A 16,179-nucleotide genomic window follows, 5' to 3' on the forward strand; every position below is an offset into this window, starting at 1 on the left:
TTTCATCAATCATGATATAAAGGTACGAAAAATCAGGCAGTTACGCAAACTTTTTATCGTTTATTCTTATATTATTTTTATTGATAATCAATGTATTAATATTAATCTTTCGGACTGACGTACATCTTGTCAACTACTATACTTTCCGTAAGATAGGCCATGTCCGACCATTGTATCCGGTAGCATTTGGAGACTTCATCAAACACAGGTTTCTTGAATCTCCCCATGACAGGACGTTTCTCGTAAAGCACATAAAATCCGCGTTCATAATGAAGTATTTTCACAACTTTTCGGTTCCTGGACATGAACATATATACATTGGATGCATCGCTCGGGTCAAGTGACATCTCTTCCCTTATACTCTCACACAGGCGGAAGATTCCTTTCCGCAAATCCACATTACCGTTGAACAGGTAATAGTTCAGGTTAGCGCTAAGTCCAAGCATATCATCCTATCATTTTATTAAGCAACAGACTCAAATCAAGAACTGTGGTATTTCTTAGGAACAATGTGGCACCTGATGTCAATTGCAGTTTTACCCACTTAATCGGAGATTCACCTTCAGGTTGTTTCACCTCCAACTTTACGGTTGGACTGTTGCAAGGCTTGCCGGTTATCCGGACTTTGGCAACCTTGGGCTGCTCAACCTGGACTGTCTTGCCTAACTTTTCGCTCCATAGCTGATGACGCTGCCAGTTCATGAACTTGTCGTAATTTACTCCATAATCCGCACAGAACTCACGAAGATCCTTGGTCTCACTGCATAACTGATAGAGGTCATATACCTCCTGGTAGTTTACTTTTTCTTTTGCCATAATCATTGTTGTTTAAGGGTTACGGCGCAAAGGTAGGTTTAGGGAACATGCGTGTCAAGGCGGAAAATAGAATGGTTACAAGAATGAGTTAAGATATGGCCTTATATTAAAAGGTTTACATATATGTTACGAAAAATATCAGTTATAACTTTAAAGGTTATTATTACATCAGTTTTAATTTATTCTGTATTTATGATATTGTTTATATCGACTTTTGACTTTCTCTCATTGTCGGAAGTAGTCGTTCTTTTCCAAAAGGCTGAATCGCAAAGGAGTTTTTATCTCCAACTATTGACCACATTGTTTCAGTATCAGCAATTCTTTTAAGCGTATACTGATATCTTACTTCAGGCTGGCACTTCGTTAGAGCCTCATATTCCTCATTAGAAATCCTAAGTTCATTTAGATTTGCTTCTTTTCCCATTGTTGTCATATTTATGTTGTAATCGCAGAACCGCATTCTACCTTATCCAAAGATAAGTAACTAATGCGAATCAGAGAGCTAACTCCTGATTTGCATTATTAATAAGCTGCTATACCCGTTCGAATGAAACAGAAGAAAACTTTCAGTTGTAATCAGGGTTTATTAGTAGACTGACTTTGAGATTTAACGGCTGGTTTTATTTTTTTCTTTCCTAATTTTTTAGCTTTTTCCCATGCGGCTTTTCGAGCTTCATATTGTTCTCGCTGCCGTTCCAGATAATTATCTGCCATAATGAAATGTGATTATCAGTTTATTTAATTCCAATTTAATTCATCTTGTATCCGGCGGAGTGCAGTGTTGTAATCCTCTACCAGTTCTTTCATAACTTCACTGACTGGTTGCAGATGCTTAATCATTGATGCCGCCTGACCAATTTCCAGTTCTCCCTCGAATAAATCTCCTTCGAAAATACCTAGTTTGGCACGTCCGCGTCCTAACAGATCACGCAGTTCATCGACGGAAGCTCCGCGTTTTTCAGCTTCTTCAATGTGTTTGTAGAAATCATTTTTCACTAGTCGGGTAGGAGAAAGCTGTTTTAACGTAAGTATTGTATCTCCCTCATTCAGTCGCAGACAGCGGTCTTTGAACGCGAAACTGGCAGAACTTTCTTCAGTCAATGCAAAACGTGTGCCTATCTGTACTCCATCGGCTCCTAGACTTCTTGCGGCCAGAATACCTTCACCGGTAGCTATTCCCCCAGCTGCAATTAGTGGGAGTGTACAACTTTTCCTGACTGCCGGGATAAGACACAGGGTTGTAGTTTCTTCTTTTCCGTTATGTCCTCCTGCTTCGAACCCTTCGGCTACAATAGCGTCTACTCCAGCCTCTTCACATTTTGCTGCGAAGCGTGTGGAAGATACTACATGAGCTACGATAATCCCTTTGTTGTGCAGCCATTCGGTCCATATCTTCGGATTTCCGGCGGAGGTGAAGACAATCTTCACTTCTTCTTCGGCTATAATTTGCATCAGGGTTTCTATTTCCGGATACATCAATGGAACGTTTACTCCGAACGGTTTGTCGGTGGCTGCTTTACATTTGCGTATATGCTCGCGTAAGGTTTCAGGATGCATAGAGCCTGCTCCTAACAGTCCCAGTCCTCCTGCATTACTTACTGCCGATGCCAGTCGCCAGCCGCTGCACCATACCATTCCACCTTGAATGATGGGATATTTTATTCCGAAAAGATGACATATTCTGTTCATAGTCTGTTCTGCTTTTTGCAAAGATATGATTTTCTGAGCTTTTCTCAAAGTTCCTTCTTCTGGCTTGTAGCCTTAAATACCGGACGAGGTTGCTGAGTTTCTGTTTCGAATCCGAACCAGTAGTTGAGCGGTTTGTTCTCACTGGCGGGAAGCAGACATAGCTTCAGATGATCGTGATATTCTCCATATACGATATTCCAGCTGTCAGGAGGTGTGACATGCTTGGTACGGATACGGGCTGCCGGCTGTTTCTTGAGTGACATTCCTGCTTCTATCCATGCCAAAGTTGCTGCCGTTTCATAAGAAGGGTAGGATTGCTTGCAAAACTCATACAGAATGATTCCCCTACGTTCCTGACTCATGGGCTGGTCGGCTACTCCAAGTGCAATCAGATGTTCGAGAAAGCGATGCAGAAAGTCTGGCTGTTCTACAATTAGCCGTCGTGTGATGTGCTGCCATACGGGGGTATTGTAGAATCCATCAAGCAAGCGTGACAGCAGGTGTGCCGTCTGTAACTCCTCCGGACTGATCTCTCCGGTTTCCAATACCTCATAAGGAGGGAATGGAGAATATTTGATGCCTAGTTCGGCAGCTCTGCGTCTCATTTCTGTGCCTGGCAGTAACTTTAATGATTCGAGCTGTATTTCTCCTGCACGGTAAGAAGCTAACGTACGTACATCTTCGAATATTTCTTCCAGACGGTAAAGAGGAAGTCCGGCTATCAGATCGGCATGTGTTTCCATATTGCTCAATGAACAGAGGAATTTCAATCCTTCTAGAGCATCGGACAATTTGCCCATACGTCGGCTGGTTGTCAGAACTTCTTCACGAAGACTCTGTATGCCGGCTTCCAGATGAAGCAAGTTGTCGGGCATATGCGTCAGTTCTTCTTTCAGCTCGTCGGACAGTAGAGCCGGATGTATTTCCAAATGGAAGCGGATATCTGGAAATTCTTGGAACAGACTGAGCAATGCCTTTGCATGTCGGTTGTTGTAGTTGAAAGTACGGTCTAGTACACGTATGTTGCGAATGCCATGCTGGTGGATGAGAATGATGCGTTCCCGGATTGTTTCCAACGGAAGGGTGCGGACCGGCTTTTCTCCTCCACTTACGCAAAACGCACAGGTATTGAAACATCCGCGTGTCGTTTCTAGTTGTACGAAGGGTTTGCTCCAGTTGAAAAAAGGACTGGTTTCGGGAGGAACCAGCTGATCGAAATCGAGTACGCGGGCTATACCGTTGTCATGGTATGTATCATCTTTAGCGTCTATGTAGCATAATCCGGTGATGTCCTTCCAGGCATCAGGTTGGTTCCAGCATGTCAGCCACTGGCTTACCACTTCTTCTCCTTCTCCTCTGAAAACACAATCGACGAATGTATTACGTCTTAAGAAAGTTTGGTTTTCTCCTAGAAATTCCGGACCTCCCAAAGCAATGCAACAGTCGGGCAATAATGCTTTGGCGCGTGAGAGCACATGGAGCAGTATTTCATGGTTGAAAAGCCAGCAGGTAGCAGCAATAATATCTGGTTTACGGCGATATATTTCTCCGGCAATCATTCCCGGATTCTCGTTGATGGTTGCAGATACAATGTCCCATTCTATCGATTTATTATCAGCAATCTGTGCCTGTAGCGCAGGTAATGCCAGAGAAGAATGTGCATAGGAACTGTTTAAGTCGAGCCAGACTATCTTCATAGAGTAATGAATGTATAAAAGAAATGCCATCCTAAACGTCTTCTATATAGACAGAAACGCTCAGGATGACATTAATTATAGTAATAAAATATTGATTACAGCAGGTACTGTGAGCTAATAGATTCGTTAGTCATCACGCGGCGGATTGTTTCAGCAAACATATCAGCGATAGAAAGCTGTTTAACCTTAGCACAACGGTTTGAATAAGGAATACTATCAGTAAATACAATTTCTTCCAGTTGTGAATTCTGAACACGTTCAGAAGCTGGACCTGACATTACGCAGTGAGAAGCAATAGCACGAACTGAAGTTGCACCGGCTTCTTTCATGATATCAGCTGCTTTGGTAATAGTACCGGCAGTATCTACCATATCGTCAATCAGGATAACGTTTTTATCTTTAACGTCACCGATGATTTGCATAGAAGCAACTACGTTTGCTTTTTCACGTGTCTTATGGCACAACACCAAAGGTACATCCAAATATTTAGCATAAGTGCTGGCACGTTTAGAGCCACCAACGTCAGGAGTTGCAATGACAAGGTTTTCCAGATTCAAAGACTGGATGTAAGGAGCAAAAATAGTAGAACCATAAAGGTGGTCTACCGGAATGTCAAAGAATCCCTGAATCTGATCTGCGTGCAAATCCATTGTTATCAGACGGCCAATACCGGCAACGCTCAACAAATTAGCTACCAGTTTTGCACCGATAGATACACGTGGTTTGTCTTTGCGGTCCTGACGTGCCCATCCGAAATACGGAATTACGGCAATGATACTTTTAGCTGAAGCACGTTTTGCTGCATCAATCATCAGCAAAAGCTCCATTAAGTTGTCTGAATTCGGGAAAGTTGACTGTACGAGGAATACGTGCTGTCCGCGAATAGATTCTTCGTAAGATACTGCAAATTCGCCGTCGGCGAAATGAGTAATGTTCATGTTACCCAGTGGGCATCCTAAACTGTTACAGATTTTTTCTGCAAGGTATCTCGAGTTTGTACCCGAGAACACTTTGAATGATGATGTTTCGCTCATTGTAATATTTTGATATATTGCCTAATATTTTTGGCGCAAAGTTACGGCATTTCTCCAAGCATGGCAAATGAAATGAAAAAACTTTAATCAGCAAGTCGTTTCAATTTCCTGAAATGCTCAATAAGATTCTGATAATTATAATCGTGGTCAAGGTCGAATTTATTCCAAAGTCCACCTAAAATAGCAGCTCCTCCAAAGCCATAATCTTTTACTTGCAGGATATTGTCTTCATCAATGCCTCCAAGTGCTATGACGCGTTTGTCGATTATACCGTCTTTAGCTGCCTGACGGATTTGTTCCGGTGTATATTCTGCTGCATATCCCTGTTTTGAAATGCTGTCGAATACAGGGCTGAGAAAGACATAATCGAAGTTGTTTTTCTTTTCTTTTACTTCTTCCAATGAATGGCAGGAGGTACTTATTTGCCCAGTGTAATTATCGGGAGCAATAGGGTTGCGATGATTCAGGTGAATACCTTTGAGATTATATTCTTCTTTCAAATAGAAATGTCCATGTACTACGATACGCTTCCGGTATTTTTCCGGGATAAGAGTAAGCAGACGTTCTGCATAAACCGGAGCTGTGTCGGGTTTGCGCAGATGAAGATAATCTAATCCTTCGTCGAAGAGTGTAGTTATAATTTTATCTTCTTCTACGAAATATGTGGGTCTGGTTATCAATATAAGTTTCATGTGACAACGTAATTGTGGCACAAAGGTAGTAACATGTTTGTAATATTCCTAATTGTTTAGAGCAAAATCGTGTGCGTAACCATTGTTTTGAGGTCGATGTGCCACAATTTGTCACTTAAAACTTCGCCATATCCTGAAATTATCTTTAAAACCTCGTTGGCTTGTGTGCAGCCGACTAAGCCGGGAGTAACTCCTAATACCCCTTTGGGAGGAGCAGGCATGGACAGCATTTCTTCCTCGTCGGGGAAGAGGTCGCGGTAGTTTTTTCCTCCCTGGTAGTTAAAAACGGATACTTGACCGTCGAAGGCACGGATAGCACCATATACATATACCTTATTTAATAATAAGCATGTGTCGTTTATAAGGTAACGCGTTTGGAAATTGTCGCATCCGTCAACTACAATATCGTATCTGCTGATTATTTCTTGAGCATTTTCTTTAGTAAGACGAGTAGGATAGGCCTCAATGCAAATATTGCTGTTCAGTTTCTGCAAGCGTTCTTTTGCGCAAAGTGCTTTGGGCTTTCCTATCTCGGTTTCATTGTAGAGAATTTGGCGCTGTAAGTTTGTTTCACTTACCTTATCATCATCTACTAGTCCGATGGTTCCTACTCCTGCACCGCAAAGGTATATAGCAATAGGTGAGCCCAGACCACCTACACCTACTATCAGGACTTTCGCTTGTCGGAGCAATGTCTGTCCTTTTTCTCCAATCTCGTCGAGTTGAATCTGGCGATTATATCTCTCTTTTTCTTTTTCTGTCAGTTGCATGGGGATATTATGAAAAGAAATTGTCTGAAAAGATGAAATGTATTTGGGGAATTTTGTATGTATAAATAAAGTTTTCCGGAAGGATATCATTACTTTTTCGGAAAATCAGATGTGTTTCTGAAAAGGTATTGATATTCTCCGGAATATGTTATTTTTTGTTTTTACTTCTGTACGGCAGAGGTGTGAAGCTGTTTTGACATGTGGTCGAATGAAGCATCCCAATCTTTCCATACGGGTTCACGTCCGATGGCTTTTAATGCTTTTTCTACTTCTACCGCTGTACGCTCATCGCTTACATGGAACTGTTCCAGCGCTTGTGGGTAAGTATAGTAACCTCCCGGTTCTGTCTTACTCTCGGCACTCATCGTTGTTACTCCAAGTGTAGCCATGTGATCACGGATATTAGCCGGCTCACGGGTAGAGTAAGATATATCTACGTCATGATCGAATATACGCATGGCAAATGTCACCTGAGCCAGCTCTTTGTCGCTCATGATTACGTTCGGTTGGAAACCTTCGTTTTCAGCCGGGCGCATGCGTGGAAAGTTTACGCTGTATTTGGTTTTCCAGTAATGTTTTTGCAGGTAGCGCAGGTGATAAGCCATCATTGTTACATCTGTACGCCAGTCTTCCAAGCCGATCAGAACTCCCATACCGATAGAATGAACGCCAGCCTGTCCCATACGGTCGAAACCATTTACACGCCATTCGAATTTCGATTTCATGCCACGCGGATGATAAATATTATAGCGTGCCTTATTATATGTTTCCTGAAAACAGATCACTCCGTTCAGACCGTGGTTTACCAATTCGGCATACTCTTCTGTCTTAAGTGGCATAACCTCTATCTTCAGATTCGAGAAATATGGTTTTGCCAAATCAAGTGCTTTAGCTATATAAGGAACTCCGGCCTTGGCAGGATTTTCTCCTGTTACAATCAACAGATTTTCGAATGGACCGAGTTTTTTGATTGCCCGGTATTCGTTTTCTATTTCTTCCGGAGTAAGAATGGTACGTGCCATCGGGTTACTGATATGAAATCCGCAGTACACGCATGAGTTCGTACATGAATTGGTAATATACAGAGGAATAAACATTGAAATAGTTTTGCCGAATCGTTCTTCTGTGTATTTGCGACTCAGGCGTGCCATTGGTTCGAGAAATTTCTCGGCGGCGGGTGAAATCAGTGCCATAAAGTCGTCTACGTCGCAATGTGATTTTCCTAATGCGCGCAACACATCGGCTTCAGTCTTTGAGTAGATGGCTTTGGTTGTTTCTTCCCAATTTATTTTTTCTAATTCGTCACTAAACATGATATTTATGGATAGTTTTCAAATTCTTTTATGTATTTCCGCCATTCTGGATAAACGACGGAAATGCATGATTGATAGGTTATTATTTCAAGTTTGAAAGATCGCGTGACAACTTCATTGCACAGAAGTTCGGTCCGCACATTGTACAGTATTCGCCGTCAGTATGGCGACCTTCGTTAAAGTATTCCAGTGCACGGTCCGGATCGAGACTCAGGTGGAACTGGTCGCGCCAGCGGAATTCGTAGCGGGCCTTGCTTAAGGCATTATCTCGTATTTGTGCACCTGGATGACCTTTGGCAAGGTCGGCTGCATGTGCTGCTATCTTGTAAGTGATAACTCCTGTACGTACATCTTCACGGTTAGGCAATCCCAGATGTTCTTTCGGAGTAACGTAGCACAACATGGCTGTACCCAACCAGCCGATTTGAGCGGCTCCGATAGCAGAGGTGATATGGTCGTATCCCGGAGCAATATCAGTAACCAAAGGACCAAGAGTGTAGAACGGCGCATTGTGACAATGACTGATCTGGCGTTCCATGTTTTCCTTGATTTTGTGCAAAGGTACGTGTCCCGGACCTTCAATAAATGCTTGTACATTCTTAGCCCATGCGCGTACAACCAGTTCGCCCATTGTGTCGAGTTCTGCAAACTGTGCTTCATCGTTTGCGTCGGCAATACATCCCGGACGCAGACCGTCGCCCAATGATACAGCTACGTCGTATTGAGCAAGTATATCACAAATATCGTCAAAATGTTCGTAAAGGAATGACTCCTGGTCGTGTACCAGACACCATTTGCTCATGATACTACCTCCGCGTGATACAATACCACACAGACGTTTGTCGGCAAGATGAACATTGTGGCGGCGTATTCCGGCATGGATAGTGAAATAGTCTACTCCTTGTTCACATTGTTCAATTAGTGTATCACGGTAAATCTCCCAAGTCAAGTCTTCTACTTTACCGTTAACCTTTTCCAAAGCCTGATAGATAGGCACTGTACCTACCGGAACCGGACAGTTGCGTACAATCCATTCACGAGTTTCATGTATGTTGTCGCCGGTAGAGAGGTCCATCAGTGTATCACCTCCCCATTTGCAGCTCCATACAGCTTTGTCTACTTCTTCATCAATGCTGGAAGTTGTAGCCGAGTTGCCGATGTTGGTATTGATTTTTACCAGGAAGTTACGTCCGATGATCATTGGCTCCGATTCCGGATGATTGATGTTTGCCGGCAATACAGCACGTCCGGCCGCAATCTCATCACGAACGAATTCAGGAGTGATATACGTATCAATACCCAACTCTTTACAGTTCATGTTCTCTCGGATAGCTACATATTCCATTTCCGGAGTAACAATACCTTGTTTGGCATAATACATCTGTGTACAGCATTTTCCGGCTTTGGCACGGTAAGGCAAGGCAATATGTTCGAAACGCAGATGGTCGAGCGAATGATCGTCGCGTCGCATCTTACCGTATTCTGAAGTGATAGAAGGCAGCTGTTCTACATCGCCACGTTCTACAATCCAGTTTTCGCGCATACGGGGAAGTCCCTTCTTAAGATCGATTTTAATATTGGAATCACTGAAAGGTCCACTTGTATCGTAAACATAAACAGGGGCATTAGGAGTCATGACCTTTTCTCCATTGACAATAGTGACAGTTGGAGTAAGATTCACTTTTTGCATCCCTACTTTTATGAAAGGGAAAAGTGTTCCTTGCATATAAGCTTTTTCGGCATGTGCATATGCCTTTTTATCTTTTTCTTTATTCATGAACGTGTAGTTATTCGTTTAAAAATGCAGTTAACGGAGAAGAAGCTGATGCAACTAAGTTTTCAGCTTGAATACCCAGACCTGCTTCGTAAGCACGTCTTCCGGCGATGACAGCCTCCTTGAAGGCTTTAGCCATTTCTACAGGATTTCCTGCTACGGCGATAGCTGTATTTACCAGACAAGCAGCAGCACCCATTTCCATAGCTTCAGCAGCATGACTTGGAGCGCCGATTCCAGCATCGACAACAACAGGTACATTACTTTGTTCGATAATGATACGCAGGAAGTCGCGTGTCTGCAATCCCTTGTTTGTTCCGATAGGAGCTGCGAGTGGCATGACAGTTGCCGCACCGGCCTCTTCCAGACGTTTACATAAAGTCGGGTCAGCCTGGCAATAAGGTAATACAACGAATCCCATTTTAACCAATTCTTCTGTAGCCTTCAGGGTTTCGGTTGAATCAGGCAACAGATAACGTGGGTCTGGGTGTATTTCCAGTTTCAGCCAGTTAGTTCCAAAAGCCTCACGTGCCATTTGTGCAGCAAATACGGCTTCTTCGGCAGTACGTACTCCTGATGTATTAGGTAATAGCTGGATGTGCGGATGAATAATATGACGTAACATGTCGTCTTCCTTATTGTCAAGTTCGATACGTTTCATGGCTACGGTTACCATTTCAGTCTCTGATGCCAGGATAGCATCTTCCATGAGCTGGTTTGAATTGAATTTGCCGGTTCCCAGAAACAGTCTGGAGTTAAATTCTTTTCCGGCAATGATAAGTTTTTCCATTGTATATTTTGTTTTTGAGTTTTTTGTAATCCTTTTCTTTGATTAAAGCTGTTTAGAGTTCTGAATAGCTTCTAATATGCGGTGCGTTTCGACTACCGGATTCTCTGCCCGAAGAATTGTTCCGCTCAGCGCAATACCTGTAACTCCGGTTTGCATGATTGAGGGAATATCATCGTAGGTAATTCCTCCAATGGCTACAATGGGCAAATTGATTCCGGCTGTCTTCATCTGCGATACGATTGCTTTATACCCTTCCAGTCCAAGAATCGGACTTAAATTCTTCTTGGTCGTAGTAAAGCGGAACGGACCGCAGCCGATATAATCTGCTCCTGCCTGATAATGCATCTGTACATCCTCGAAGGTGTTGGCCGTTCCTCCGATAATAAAATCTTTACCTAAAATCTGACGTGCTTCGGCTATGGGCATATCTTTTTTCCCTAAATGAACTCCGTCGGCATGCAGTTCTTTTACTAATTCTACATGATCGTCGATGATGAAGGTCGCACCATATTCCCGGCATAAAGCCTGTATACGGACAGCTTCCGGACGGATTTCATCGGGAGTTGCGTCTTTCATGCGCAGCTGAATCCAACGGCAACCTCCTTCAAGTGCCATACGTGCCGAATCATAATAAGAATATTGGTCTGTAAAATGTGTGATGAATTGCAGTTCCATTTCTTTATCCTCCGCATGCAGCTTTTATGATAACCAGACTATCTCCGTTTTGTATTTCTTGTTCTGCCCATTGACTACGGGGAATCATACGGTTGTTCAATGCTATGGCTACTCCTTGTGGAGGTAAATCCAGTTGTGCCGCTAAAGCAGAGATGGTATTTCCTGTGGTAAGTTCTACCTCTTTGTTGTTGACTTGTACTTTCATGATAATGATATTTTTAGTGAAAGTAATAACAAAGAGCTGTCCCGAGAATCGGAGAAGATATATGATGGATACGAATAACAATCCCTTCGGCGGTACTAACCGCATCAGGTGCTTAGGGTATGATCTCAGCCCGTCCGGAGGGCACCCCTTTGTTTTTACTTGTGGGCAAAGATACACTTTTTGCTGTATATCTTGATAATTTTCACTTTGTTTTTCTTTTATTTTTTCGGGTGTCACCTATAAAGTGATAATTTATCGGGTAGAAAAAGAAAGTTTCTTTATCTGTAATTGAGGTTATATTTCCAGTAAATAGGTTATGAACTAATCGGGGAAGAACTTTTATTTTTGCATCGTAATAAAAATGTTTGAATTATGTATATTGAAAAAATTGATTCTCCTGCCGATGTAAAGATATTGTCGGTTGAACAAATGGAAATATTGGTCGGCGAGATACGTCAGGCTTTACTGCATAAATTAAGTGAGCATGGTGGACATATCGGACCCAATTTAGGAATGGTAGAGGCTACTATTGCCCTGCATTATGTATTTAGTTCACCACACGATAAGATTGTTTATGATGTGTCGCACCAAAGTTATACCCATAAAATTCTGACAGGTAGAAAAGGTGCCTTTTTGAATGCAGCAGATTACGATAAGGTATCCGGTTATACCAATCCACAGGAAAGTGAACACGACTTTTTTACTATCGGACATACTTCGACTTCTGTCAGTCTGGCTTGCGGACTGGTAAAGGCACGCGACTTGAAGGGAGGTAATGAAAATATTATTGCAGTGATTGGCGATGGCTCTTTGAGTGGAGGAGAGGCCTATGAAGGTTTGAGTAATGCCGGTGAGAATGGAACCAATATGATTATTGTAGTCAATGACAACGAGATGTCTATTGCCGAAAATCATGGCGGATTGTACCAGAACTTGCGTTTGCTGCGTGAAACAGAAGGTAAGGCATCTTGCAATTTCTTCCGCTCATTGGGTCTTGACTATTTATATGTGAAGGACGGAAATGATATTGCTTCGCTCATTACGGCATTTAGTAGCGTAAAGGATACACCTCGTCCGGTAGTCGTTCATATTCATACCTTGAAAGGTAAGGGTTATCTGCCGGCAGAAACCCACAAGGAACAATGGCACTGGGGAATGCCTTTCGACTTGAAAACAGGTAATCCTAAGTACGATTTCTCAGGTGAAGAAGATTATTCCGAACTGACTGGAGAATTCCTTCTGGAAGAAATGAAGAAAGACCGTAGCATTGTTGCCATAACTTCAGGTACTCCTTCTGTCATGGGTTTCAATTCTGATCGCCGTATGCAGGCAGGAAAGCAGTTTGTTGATGTTGGTATAGCCGAAGAACATGCCGTAGCATTGGCGTCAGGAATTGCTGCAGGTGGTGGAAAGCCTGTATATGGAGTTTATAGCTCATTTATACAACGTTCTTACGATCAGTTGTCTCAAGACCTGTGTATCAATAACAATCCGGCTACGATTGTTGTCTTTATGGGAACAATAGCTGGTATGAACGATGAAACTCATCTCGGTTTCTTCGACATCCCGTTGATATGCAATATTCCTAATATGGTTTATCTGGCTCCTACTTGTAAAGAGGAGTACTTCGCTATGTTGAAATGGTCTATTCATCAGCATGAGCATCCAGTTGCTATTCGTGTTCCGGGTGCTTCTGTTGTATCTGGCAATCTGGATTTCGATACAGATTATAGCGACTTGAATCGCTATAAGTTAGTACAAAAAGGAGAAAAGGTGGCAATCCTTGGTTTAGGAGCCTTTTATGGATTAGGAGAGTCGGTTGCAAAGCTTTTGAAAGAAGAATGTGGAGTAGAAGCTACCTTGATAAACCCTCGCTATATTACAGGACTGGATGTTGAGATGCTGGAAGAATTGAAACGCTCACATTCATTAGTCGTGACATTGGAAGACGGTGAACTGGATGGAGGTTTTGGTGAAAAGATTGCCCGTTTTTATGGAAGTTCGGATGTGAAGGTCTTGAATTACGGAGTACGTAAAGAATTTGCCGACCGTTATATCACAGAAGAATTATTAAAAGCAAACAGACTGACAGATGTGCAGATTGTGGAAGATATACGTAAATATTGGTAATCAGATCAGATTATAAACAGAAAAGACTATAGCAGGACACTGTATAATGCTGCTATAGTCTTTTTTATGAAGTGCTTACGCGTTATTATTTGTTTCGTGTAACTGTATAAATCACTTTACCGTCTTTATTAATCATATGCAGGTTAAGTACCTTCTTGTCGGCTGTTATCAGAGAAAATCCTGTTTCACTGCTACAGAATTTTGTTCCGTCGACAGGCTTTACGTCACGGCTGAGTGAACCGGAGGTATTTACTACATAGTCGATGTTGCTGCCGGCCTTGCGTACGTGCTGGAAATTATGAATGTGTCCACATAAATACATGTCTGCATTTTTATGTTTGCGCAGAATTGTATCCAGACGTTTTTGCAAGTCGGTACGCTCTGATTCACTCTTGTCTGTATCTGCATAGATGGGATGATGTCCAATTACCAGTACCCAGTCTTCTTTTGCTGTAGTGAGTACAGAGTCGAGCCATGCCAGTTGTTTATCCATGTTTTGTTTGCATGCGTCAGGATATTTTTCTGTATCCTTTCTGTATTTGTCGAGCAGTGGCGCTGTATCAATCATGACCATGCGAACTGTTACTCCGTCATTTTCTTCTACACGTGTATAGTAGCGGTCGGGCATTCTCCAGCGTGCACTTACATTGCTATAGTCGATAACCGCCTGTGTATTGCCACGATATTCGTGGTTTCCCAAAACAGGATACCAGGGAATCATCAAATCGGGGTGACTATAGATCAGCTCATAATTGGTCATCCACAAAGGATCAGTTGTGCTGCGTACACCTTCGAAATGGTGAACATCTCCAGCAGCTACTACAAATTCGATGTCTACATTCTCAGCCATTTTACCCATCAGTTCAGCGATTGGCTTCTGGTCATAATAGCCATTTCGTCCCAGGTCATTTGCTAAGATAAAATTGATAGGTTTTTCTAGTTTTGTCCATTCGGTTGTGTTCTGGGCAAATCCGCTTATTGCGGCCAATGCAACACATAGTGTGATAAATGTTTTTTTAATTGAAATCATAATAGTTTGTTTTTTGTTCAGTGCAAAGTTCGATACTGAATCTGAAAAAAATATGAATTTTCTAATGAGATAAATTATTTTTTTTGAAAAAGAAAAGGTTCGAAACCGATGTGCAGTCCGAACCTTTCTTTGACAAAGTTTCTAGAAATTAGAAATGTTTATTTAGTTCCATAGGCACCGAAACGAGCTTCTACTTTTGGAGAAGTATAGGTTTGTCCGTTTACCTGCAATCCTTCGGTACCGAAGTAAGGAGCCATTTTGGTATCTGTTCCGTCATAAGCACCTGCCAGAACCGGAGATCCTGCCTGTACGTGGAAATCCCATGCGTCCTGATAGATGTAATCTGTCAAAGCTACGTCGTTGATTGGGAAGTTGACAAATTTCGGATCGTTGGTAGCACAGTCTGATGCTGTTTTTGTGATGATACTGTTTGCGTCTACTACGCCTTCGTAATAGTTTTTGTGTGCATAAGCATATCCTTCCCATGAATATGCTACGCCTGATTCATCTTCAAAGACAACATTACTTTTCTGAGTACCAGAAGCATAATAGTTGTAATCAATAACAGATTCGCTGCAATATCCTTCATCCGGATTGTTTGGAAGATCGTAGCTAGGAGTCATGGCTCTGAACTTACAGTTTACCATCAGGTTGTTGAATACGTTTGCAAAAGCATTTTTTTCTACATAAACACATCCGCCTTTTTCTCCGTCACGACGCCATCCGGCATTGATGATTGTATTGTTGTATGCCTGTATTTTTGCCATTCCACGATCTTCACTCTGGCCTGAGCTAGATAATTTCAAACCGTTGGTATTCGGGCTGAACATTACATTGCCTGCTACATCGACTACACAGCCTGCTTTTACATTTACTGCTTCAGCTCCGTCATATCCGTTGGCAGCAAAAATGTTGTTGGCAATAATGGCATTTCCTCCCATCAGGTAGATACCGTCTGACCATCCGTTACGCAAAACAGAGTTTGTGATAACATAGCGGCCGTTGATGTTATTGGTTGTAATTTGTGGATAAGCATCATCACCGGCAGTATAGATACCAGCACTAGCAGCAGGAGAACCTTCAATAACCTGACCACCTGTATATTCGATGATAGTATGATCGATCAGCATTTCTCCACAGGTAGAAGTTGCAACAATACCTCCCCACAGACCTGCCAAAGCATTTTCTTCAGTACGTTCATCTTCAGGAACAGAGAATAAAACAGGTTTTTCGGCTGTACCTTCACAATACAAATTTCCTTTTACTGTAAATTCGATTGGGGCATGGTTGGCTCCTACACCAGCAGTGCTTACAATAACCTTTGCACCAGCTTTAATAATCAGAGTTTTCCCTTCAGGAACAGTGTAATGGTTAGTCAGATTAGCTATTGTATCACCAGGCCATATGATGACGTCTTCGTTTGTTTCATCACCACCATCGTTGCCTCCAGGATTTTCAGTATTGTTCTCGTTTTGAATAGTTTCATCTTCAGAGCAAGCAGCCATAAAAGATAATGCTACTAAGGCTGTACCAGCCAGCAAATAATTTTTCAGTTTCATCTTGT

The 16,179-nt window shown here is 42.3% G+C and carries 16 protein-coding genes, 1 pseudogene and 1 riboswitch; of the genes and pseudogenes, 1 reads left to right on the plus strand and 16 read right to left on the minus strand.

The features are described from left to right. Window positions 1–101: 101 nt before the first annotated feature. The 14 genes and pseudogenes from tnpB to thiS form a co-directional block, all read right to left on the minus strand. Entirely contained in the window at window positions 102–446 is a 345-nt protein-coding gene (tnpB, locus tag BACCOP_RS08640; protein WP_007567398.1) for an IS66 family insertion sequence element accessory protein TnpB, read from the minus strand. Between the two features lies 1 nt (window position 447). Continuing rightward, complete coding sequence (locus BACCOP_RS08645) at window positions 448–816, minus strand: hypothetical protein (RefSeq protein ID WP_009131422.1); 369 nt, start codon at window positions 814–816, stop codon at window positions 448–450. A 202-nt stretch (window positions 817–1,018) separates the two neighbouring features. After that, the gene (locus tag BACCOP_RS08650) at window positions 1,019–1,240 is read right to left on the minus strand and encodes a hypothetical protein (protein ID WP_040311963.1); all 222 of its coding nucleotides are present in this window, start codon (window positions 1,238–1,240) and stop codon (window positions 1,019–1,021) included. Window positions 1,241–1,395: 155 nt separating this feature from the next. Further along, window positions 1,396–1,530, minus strand: a pseudogene (locus tag BACCOP_RS20430) (SDR family NAD(P)-dependent oxidoreductase); the annotation flags it as partial. A 24-nt stretch (window positions 1,531–1,554) separates the two neighbouring features. Further along, the gene (locus tag BACCOP_RS08655; protein ID WP_040311966.1) at window positions 1,555–2,505 is read right to left on the minus strand and encodes an NAD(P)H-dependent flavin oxidoreductase; all 951 of its coding nucleotides are present in this window, start codon (window positions 2,503–2,505) and stop codon (window positions 1,555–1,557) included. A gap of 44 nt (window positions 2,506–2,549) precedes the next feature. Then, window positions 2,550–4,202, minus strand: a complete 1,653-nt coding sequence (locus tag BACCOP_RS08660; protein ID WP_007568322.1) for a B12-binding domain-containing radical SAM protein — start codon at window positions 4,200–4,202, stop codon at window positions 2,550–2,552. Window positions 4,203–4,297: 95 nt separating this feature from the next. Further along, window positions 4,298–5,236, minus strand: coding sequence for a ribose-phosphate pyrophosphokinase (locus BACCOP_RS08665; RefSeq protein WP_040311964.1), 939 nt, complete (start codon window positions 5,234–5,236; stop codon window positions 4,298–4,300). An 83-nt stretch (window positions 5,237–5,319) separates the two neighbouring features. Further along, the gene (locus tag BACCOP_RS08670) at window positions 5,320–5,928 is read right to left on the minus strand and encodes a thiamine phosphate synthase (protein ID WP_007568325.1); all 609 of its coding nucleotides are present in this window, start codon (window positions 5,926–5,928) and stop codon (window positions 5,320–5,322) included. A 56-nt stretch (window positions 5,929–5,984) separates the two neighbouring features. Beyond that, entirely contained in the window at window positions 5,985–6,698 is a 714-nt protein-coding gene (locus BACCOP_RS08675) for a HesA/MoeB/ThiF family protein (protein WP_007568327.1), read from the minus strand. A 161-nt stretch (window positions 6,699–6,859) separates the two neighbouring features. Further along, complete coding sequence (thiH, locus tag BACCOP_RS08680) at window positions 6,860–8,011, minus strand: 2-iminoacetate synthase ThiH (RefSeq protein ID WP_007568329.1); 1,152 nt, start codon at window positions 8,009–8,011, stop codon at window positions 6,860–6,862. Between the two features lie 82 nt (window positions 8,012–8,093). Further along, window positions 8,094–9,788: a phosphomethylpyrimidine synthase ThiC gene (gene thiC / locus BACCOP_RS08685; protein ID WP_007568331.1), complete on the minus strand. Its 1,695-nt coding sequence runs from the start codon at window positions 9,786–9,788 to the stop codon at window positions 8,094–8,096. Window positions 9,789–9,798: 10 nt separating this feature from the next. Next, window positions 9,799–10,575, minus strand: coding sequence for a thiazole synthase (locus BACCOP_RS08690; protein WP_007568333.1), 777 nt, complete (start codon window positions 10,573–10,575; stop codon window positions 9,799–9,801). Window positions 10,576–10,617: 42 nt separating this feature from the next. Continuing rightward, window positions 10,618–11,250: a thiamine phosphate synthase gene (locus BACCOP_RS08695; protein WP_007568335.1), complete on the minus strand. Its 633-nt coding sequence runs from the start codon at window positions 11,248–11,250 to the stop codon at window positions 10,618–10,620. Window positions 11,251–11,254: 4 nt separating this feature from the next. Next, entirely contained in the window at window positions 11,255–11,455 is a 201-nt protein-coding gene (gene thiS / locus BACCOP_RS08700) for a sulfur carrier protein ThiS (protein ID WP_022124993.1), read from the minus strand. 64 nt (window positions 11,456–11,519) lie between these two features. Beyond that, window positions 11,520–11,614: riboswitch (TPP riboswitch) on the minus strand. A gap of 213 nt (window positions 11,615–11,827) precedes the next feature. On the opposite strand from thiS, the gene BACCOP_RS08705 reads away from it, so the two are divergent. Further along, window positions 11,828–13,585: a 1-deoxy-D-xylulose-5-phosphate synthase gene (locus BACCOP_RS08705; protein WP_007568339.1), complete on the plus strand. Its 1,758-nt coding sequence runs from the start codon at window positions 11,828–11,830 to the stop codon at window positions 13,583–13,585. 85 nt (window positions 13,586–13,670) lie between these two features. On the opposite strand, the gene BACCOP_RS08710 is transcribed toward BACCOP_RS08705, so the two are convergent. Beyond that, window positions 13,671–14,615, minus strand: a complete 945-nt coding sequence (locus BACCOP_RS08710; protein WP_007568340.1) for a metallophosphoesterase — start codon at window positions 14,613–14,615, stop codon at window positions 13,671–13,673. A 158-nt stretch (window positions 14,616–14,773) separates the two neighbouring features. Continuing rightward, window positions 14,774–16,174, minus strand: coding sequence for a hypothetical protein (locus BACCOP_RS08715; RefSeq protein WP_040311965.1), 1,401 nt, complete (start codon window positions 16,172–16,174; stop codon window positions 14,774–14,776). Window positions 16,175–16,179: the final 5 nt, after the last annotated feature.

This window comes from Phocaeicola coprocola DSM 17136 (assembly GCF_000154845.1).
Classification (GTDB): Bacteria; Bacteroidota; Bacteroidia; order Bacteroidales; family Bacteroidaceae; genus Phocaeicola; species Phocaeicola coprocola.

Bases quoted from the DNA above. Each gene is read 5' to 3' on its own strand.
- tnpB (WP_007567398.1), bottom strand. From the start codon at position 446: ATGCTTGGACTTAGCGCTAACCTGAACTATTACCTGTTCAACGGTAAT.
- BACCOP_RS08645 (WP_009131422.1), bottom strand. From the start codon at position 816: ATGGCAAAAGAAAAAGTAAACTACCAGGAGGTATATGACCTCTATCAG.
- BACCOP_RS08650 (WP_040311963.1), bottom strand. From the start codon at position 1,240: ATGGGAAAAGAAGCAAATCTAAATGAACTTAGGATTTCTAATGAGGAA.
- BACCOP_RS08655 (WP_040311966.1), bottom strand. From the start codon at position 2,505: ATGAACAGAATATGTCATCTTTTCGGAATAAAATATCCCATCATTCAA.
- BACCOP_RS08660 (WP_007568322.1), bottom strand. From the start codon at position 4,202: ATGAAGATAGTCTGGCTCGACTTAAACAGTTCCTATGCACATTCTTCT.
- BACCOP_RS08665 (WP_040311964.1), bottom strand. From the start codon at position 5,236: ATGAGCGAAACATCATCATTCAAAGTGTTCTCGGGTACAAACTCGAGA.
- BACCOP_RS08670 (WP_007568325.1), bottom strand. From the start codon at position 5,928: ATGAAACTTATATTGATAACCAGACCCACATATTTCGTAGAAGAAGAT.
- BACCOP_RS08675 (WP_007568327.1), bottom strand. From the start codon at position 6,698: ATGCAACTGACAGAAAAAGAAAAAGAGAGATATAATCGCCAGATTCAA.
- thiH (WP_007568329.1), bottom strand. From the start codon at position 8,011: ATGTTTAGTGACGAATTAGAAAAAATAAATTGGGAAGAAACAACCAAA.
- thiC (WP_007568331.1), bottom strand. From the start codon at position 9,788: ATGAATAAAGAAAAAGATAAAAAGGCATATGCACATGCCGAAAAAGCT.
- BACCOP_RS08690 (WP_007568333.1), bottom strand. From the start codon at position 10,575: ATGGAAAAACTTATCATTGCCGGAAAAGAATTTAACTCCAGACTGTTT.
- BACCOP_RS08695 (WP_007568335.1), bottom strand. From the start codon at position 11,250: ATGGAACTGCAATTCATCACACATTTTACAGACCAATATTCTTATTAT.
- thiS (WP_022124993.1), bottom strand. From the start codon at position 11,455: ATGAAAGTACAAGTCAACAACAAAGAGGTAGAACTTACCACAGGAAAT.
- BACCOP_RS08705 (WP_007568339.1), top strand. From the start codon at position 11,828: ATGTATATTGAAAAAATTGATTCTCCTGCCGATGTAAAGATATTGTCG.
- BACCOP_RS08710 (WP_007568340.1), bottom strand. From the start codon at position 14,615: ATGATTTCAATTAAAAAAACATTTATCACACTATGTGTTGCATTGGCC.
- BACCOP_RS08715 (WP_040311965.1), bottom strand. From the start codon at position 16,174: ATGAAACTGAAAAATTATTTGCTGGCTGGTACAGCCTTAGTAGCATTA.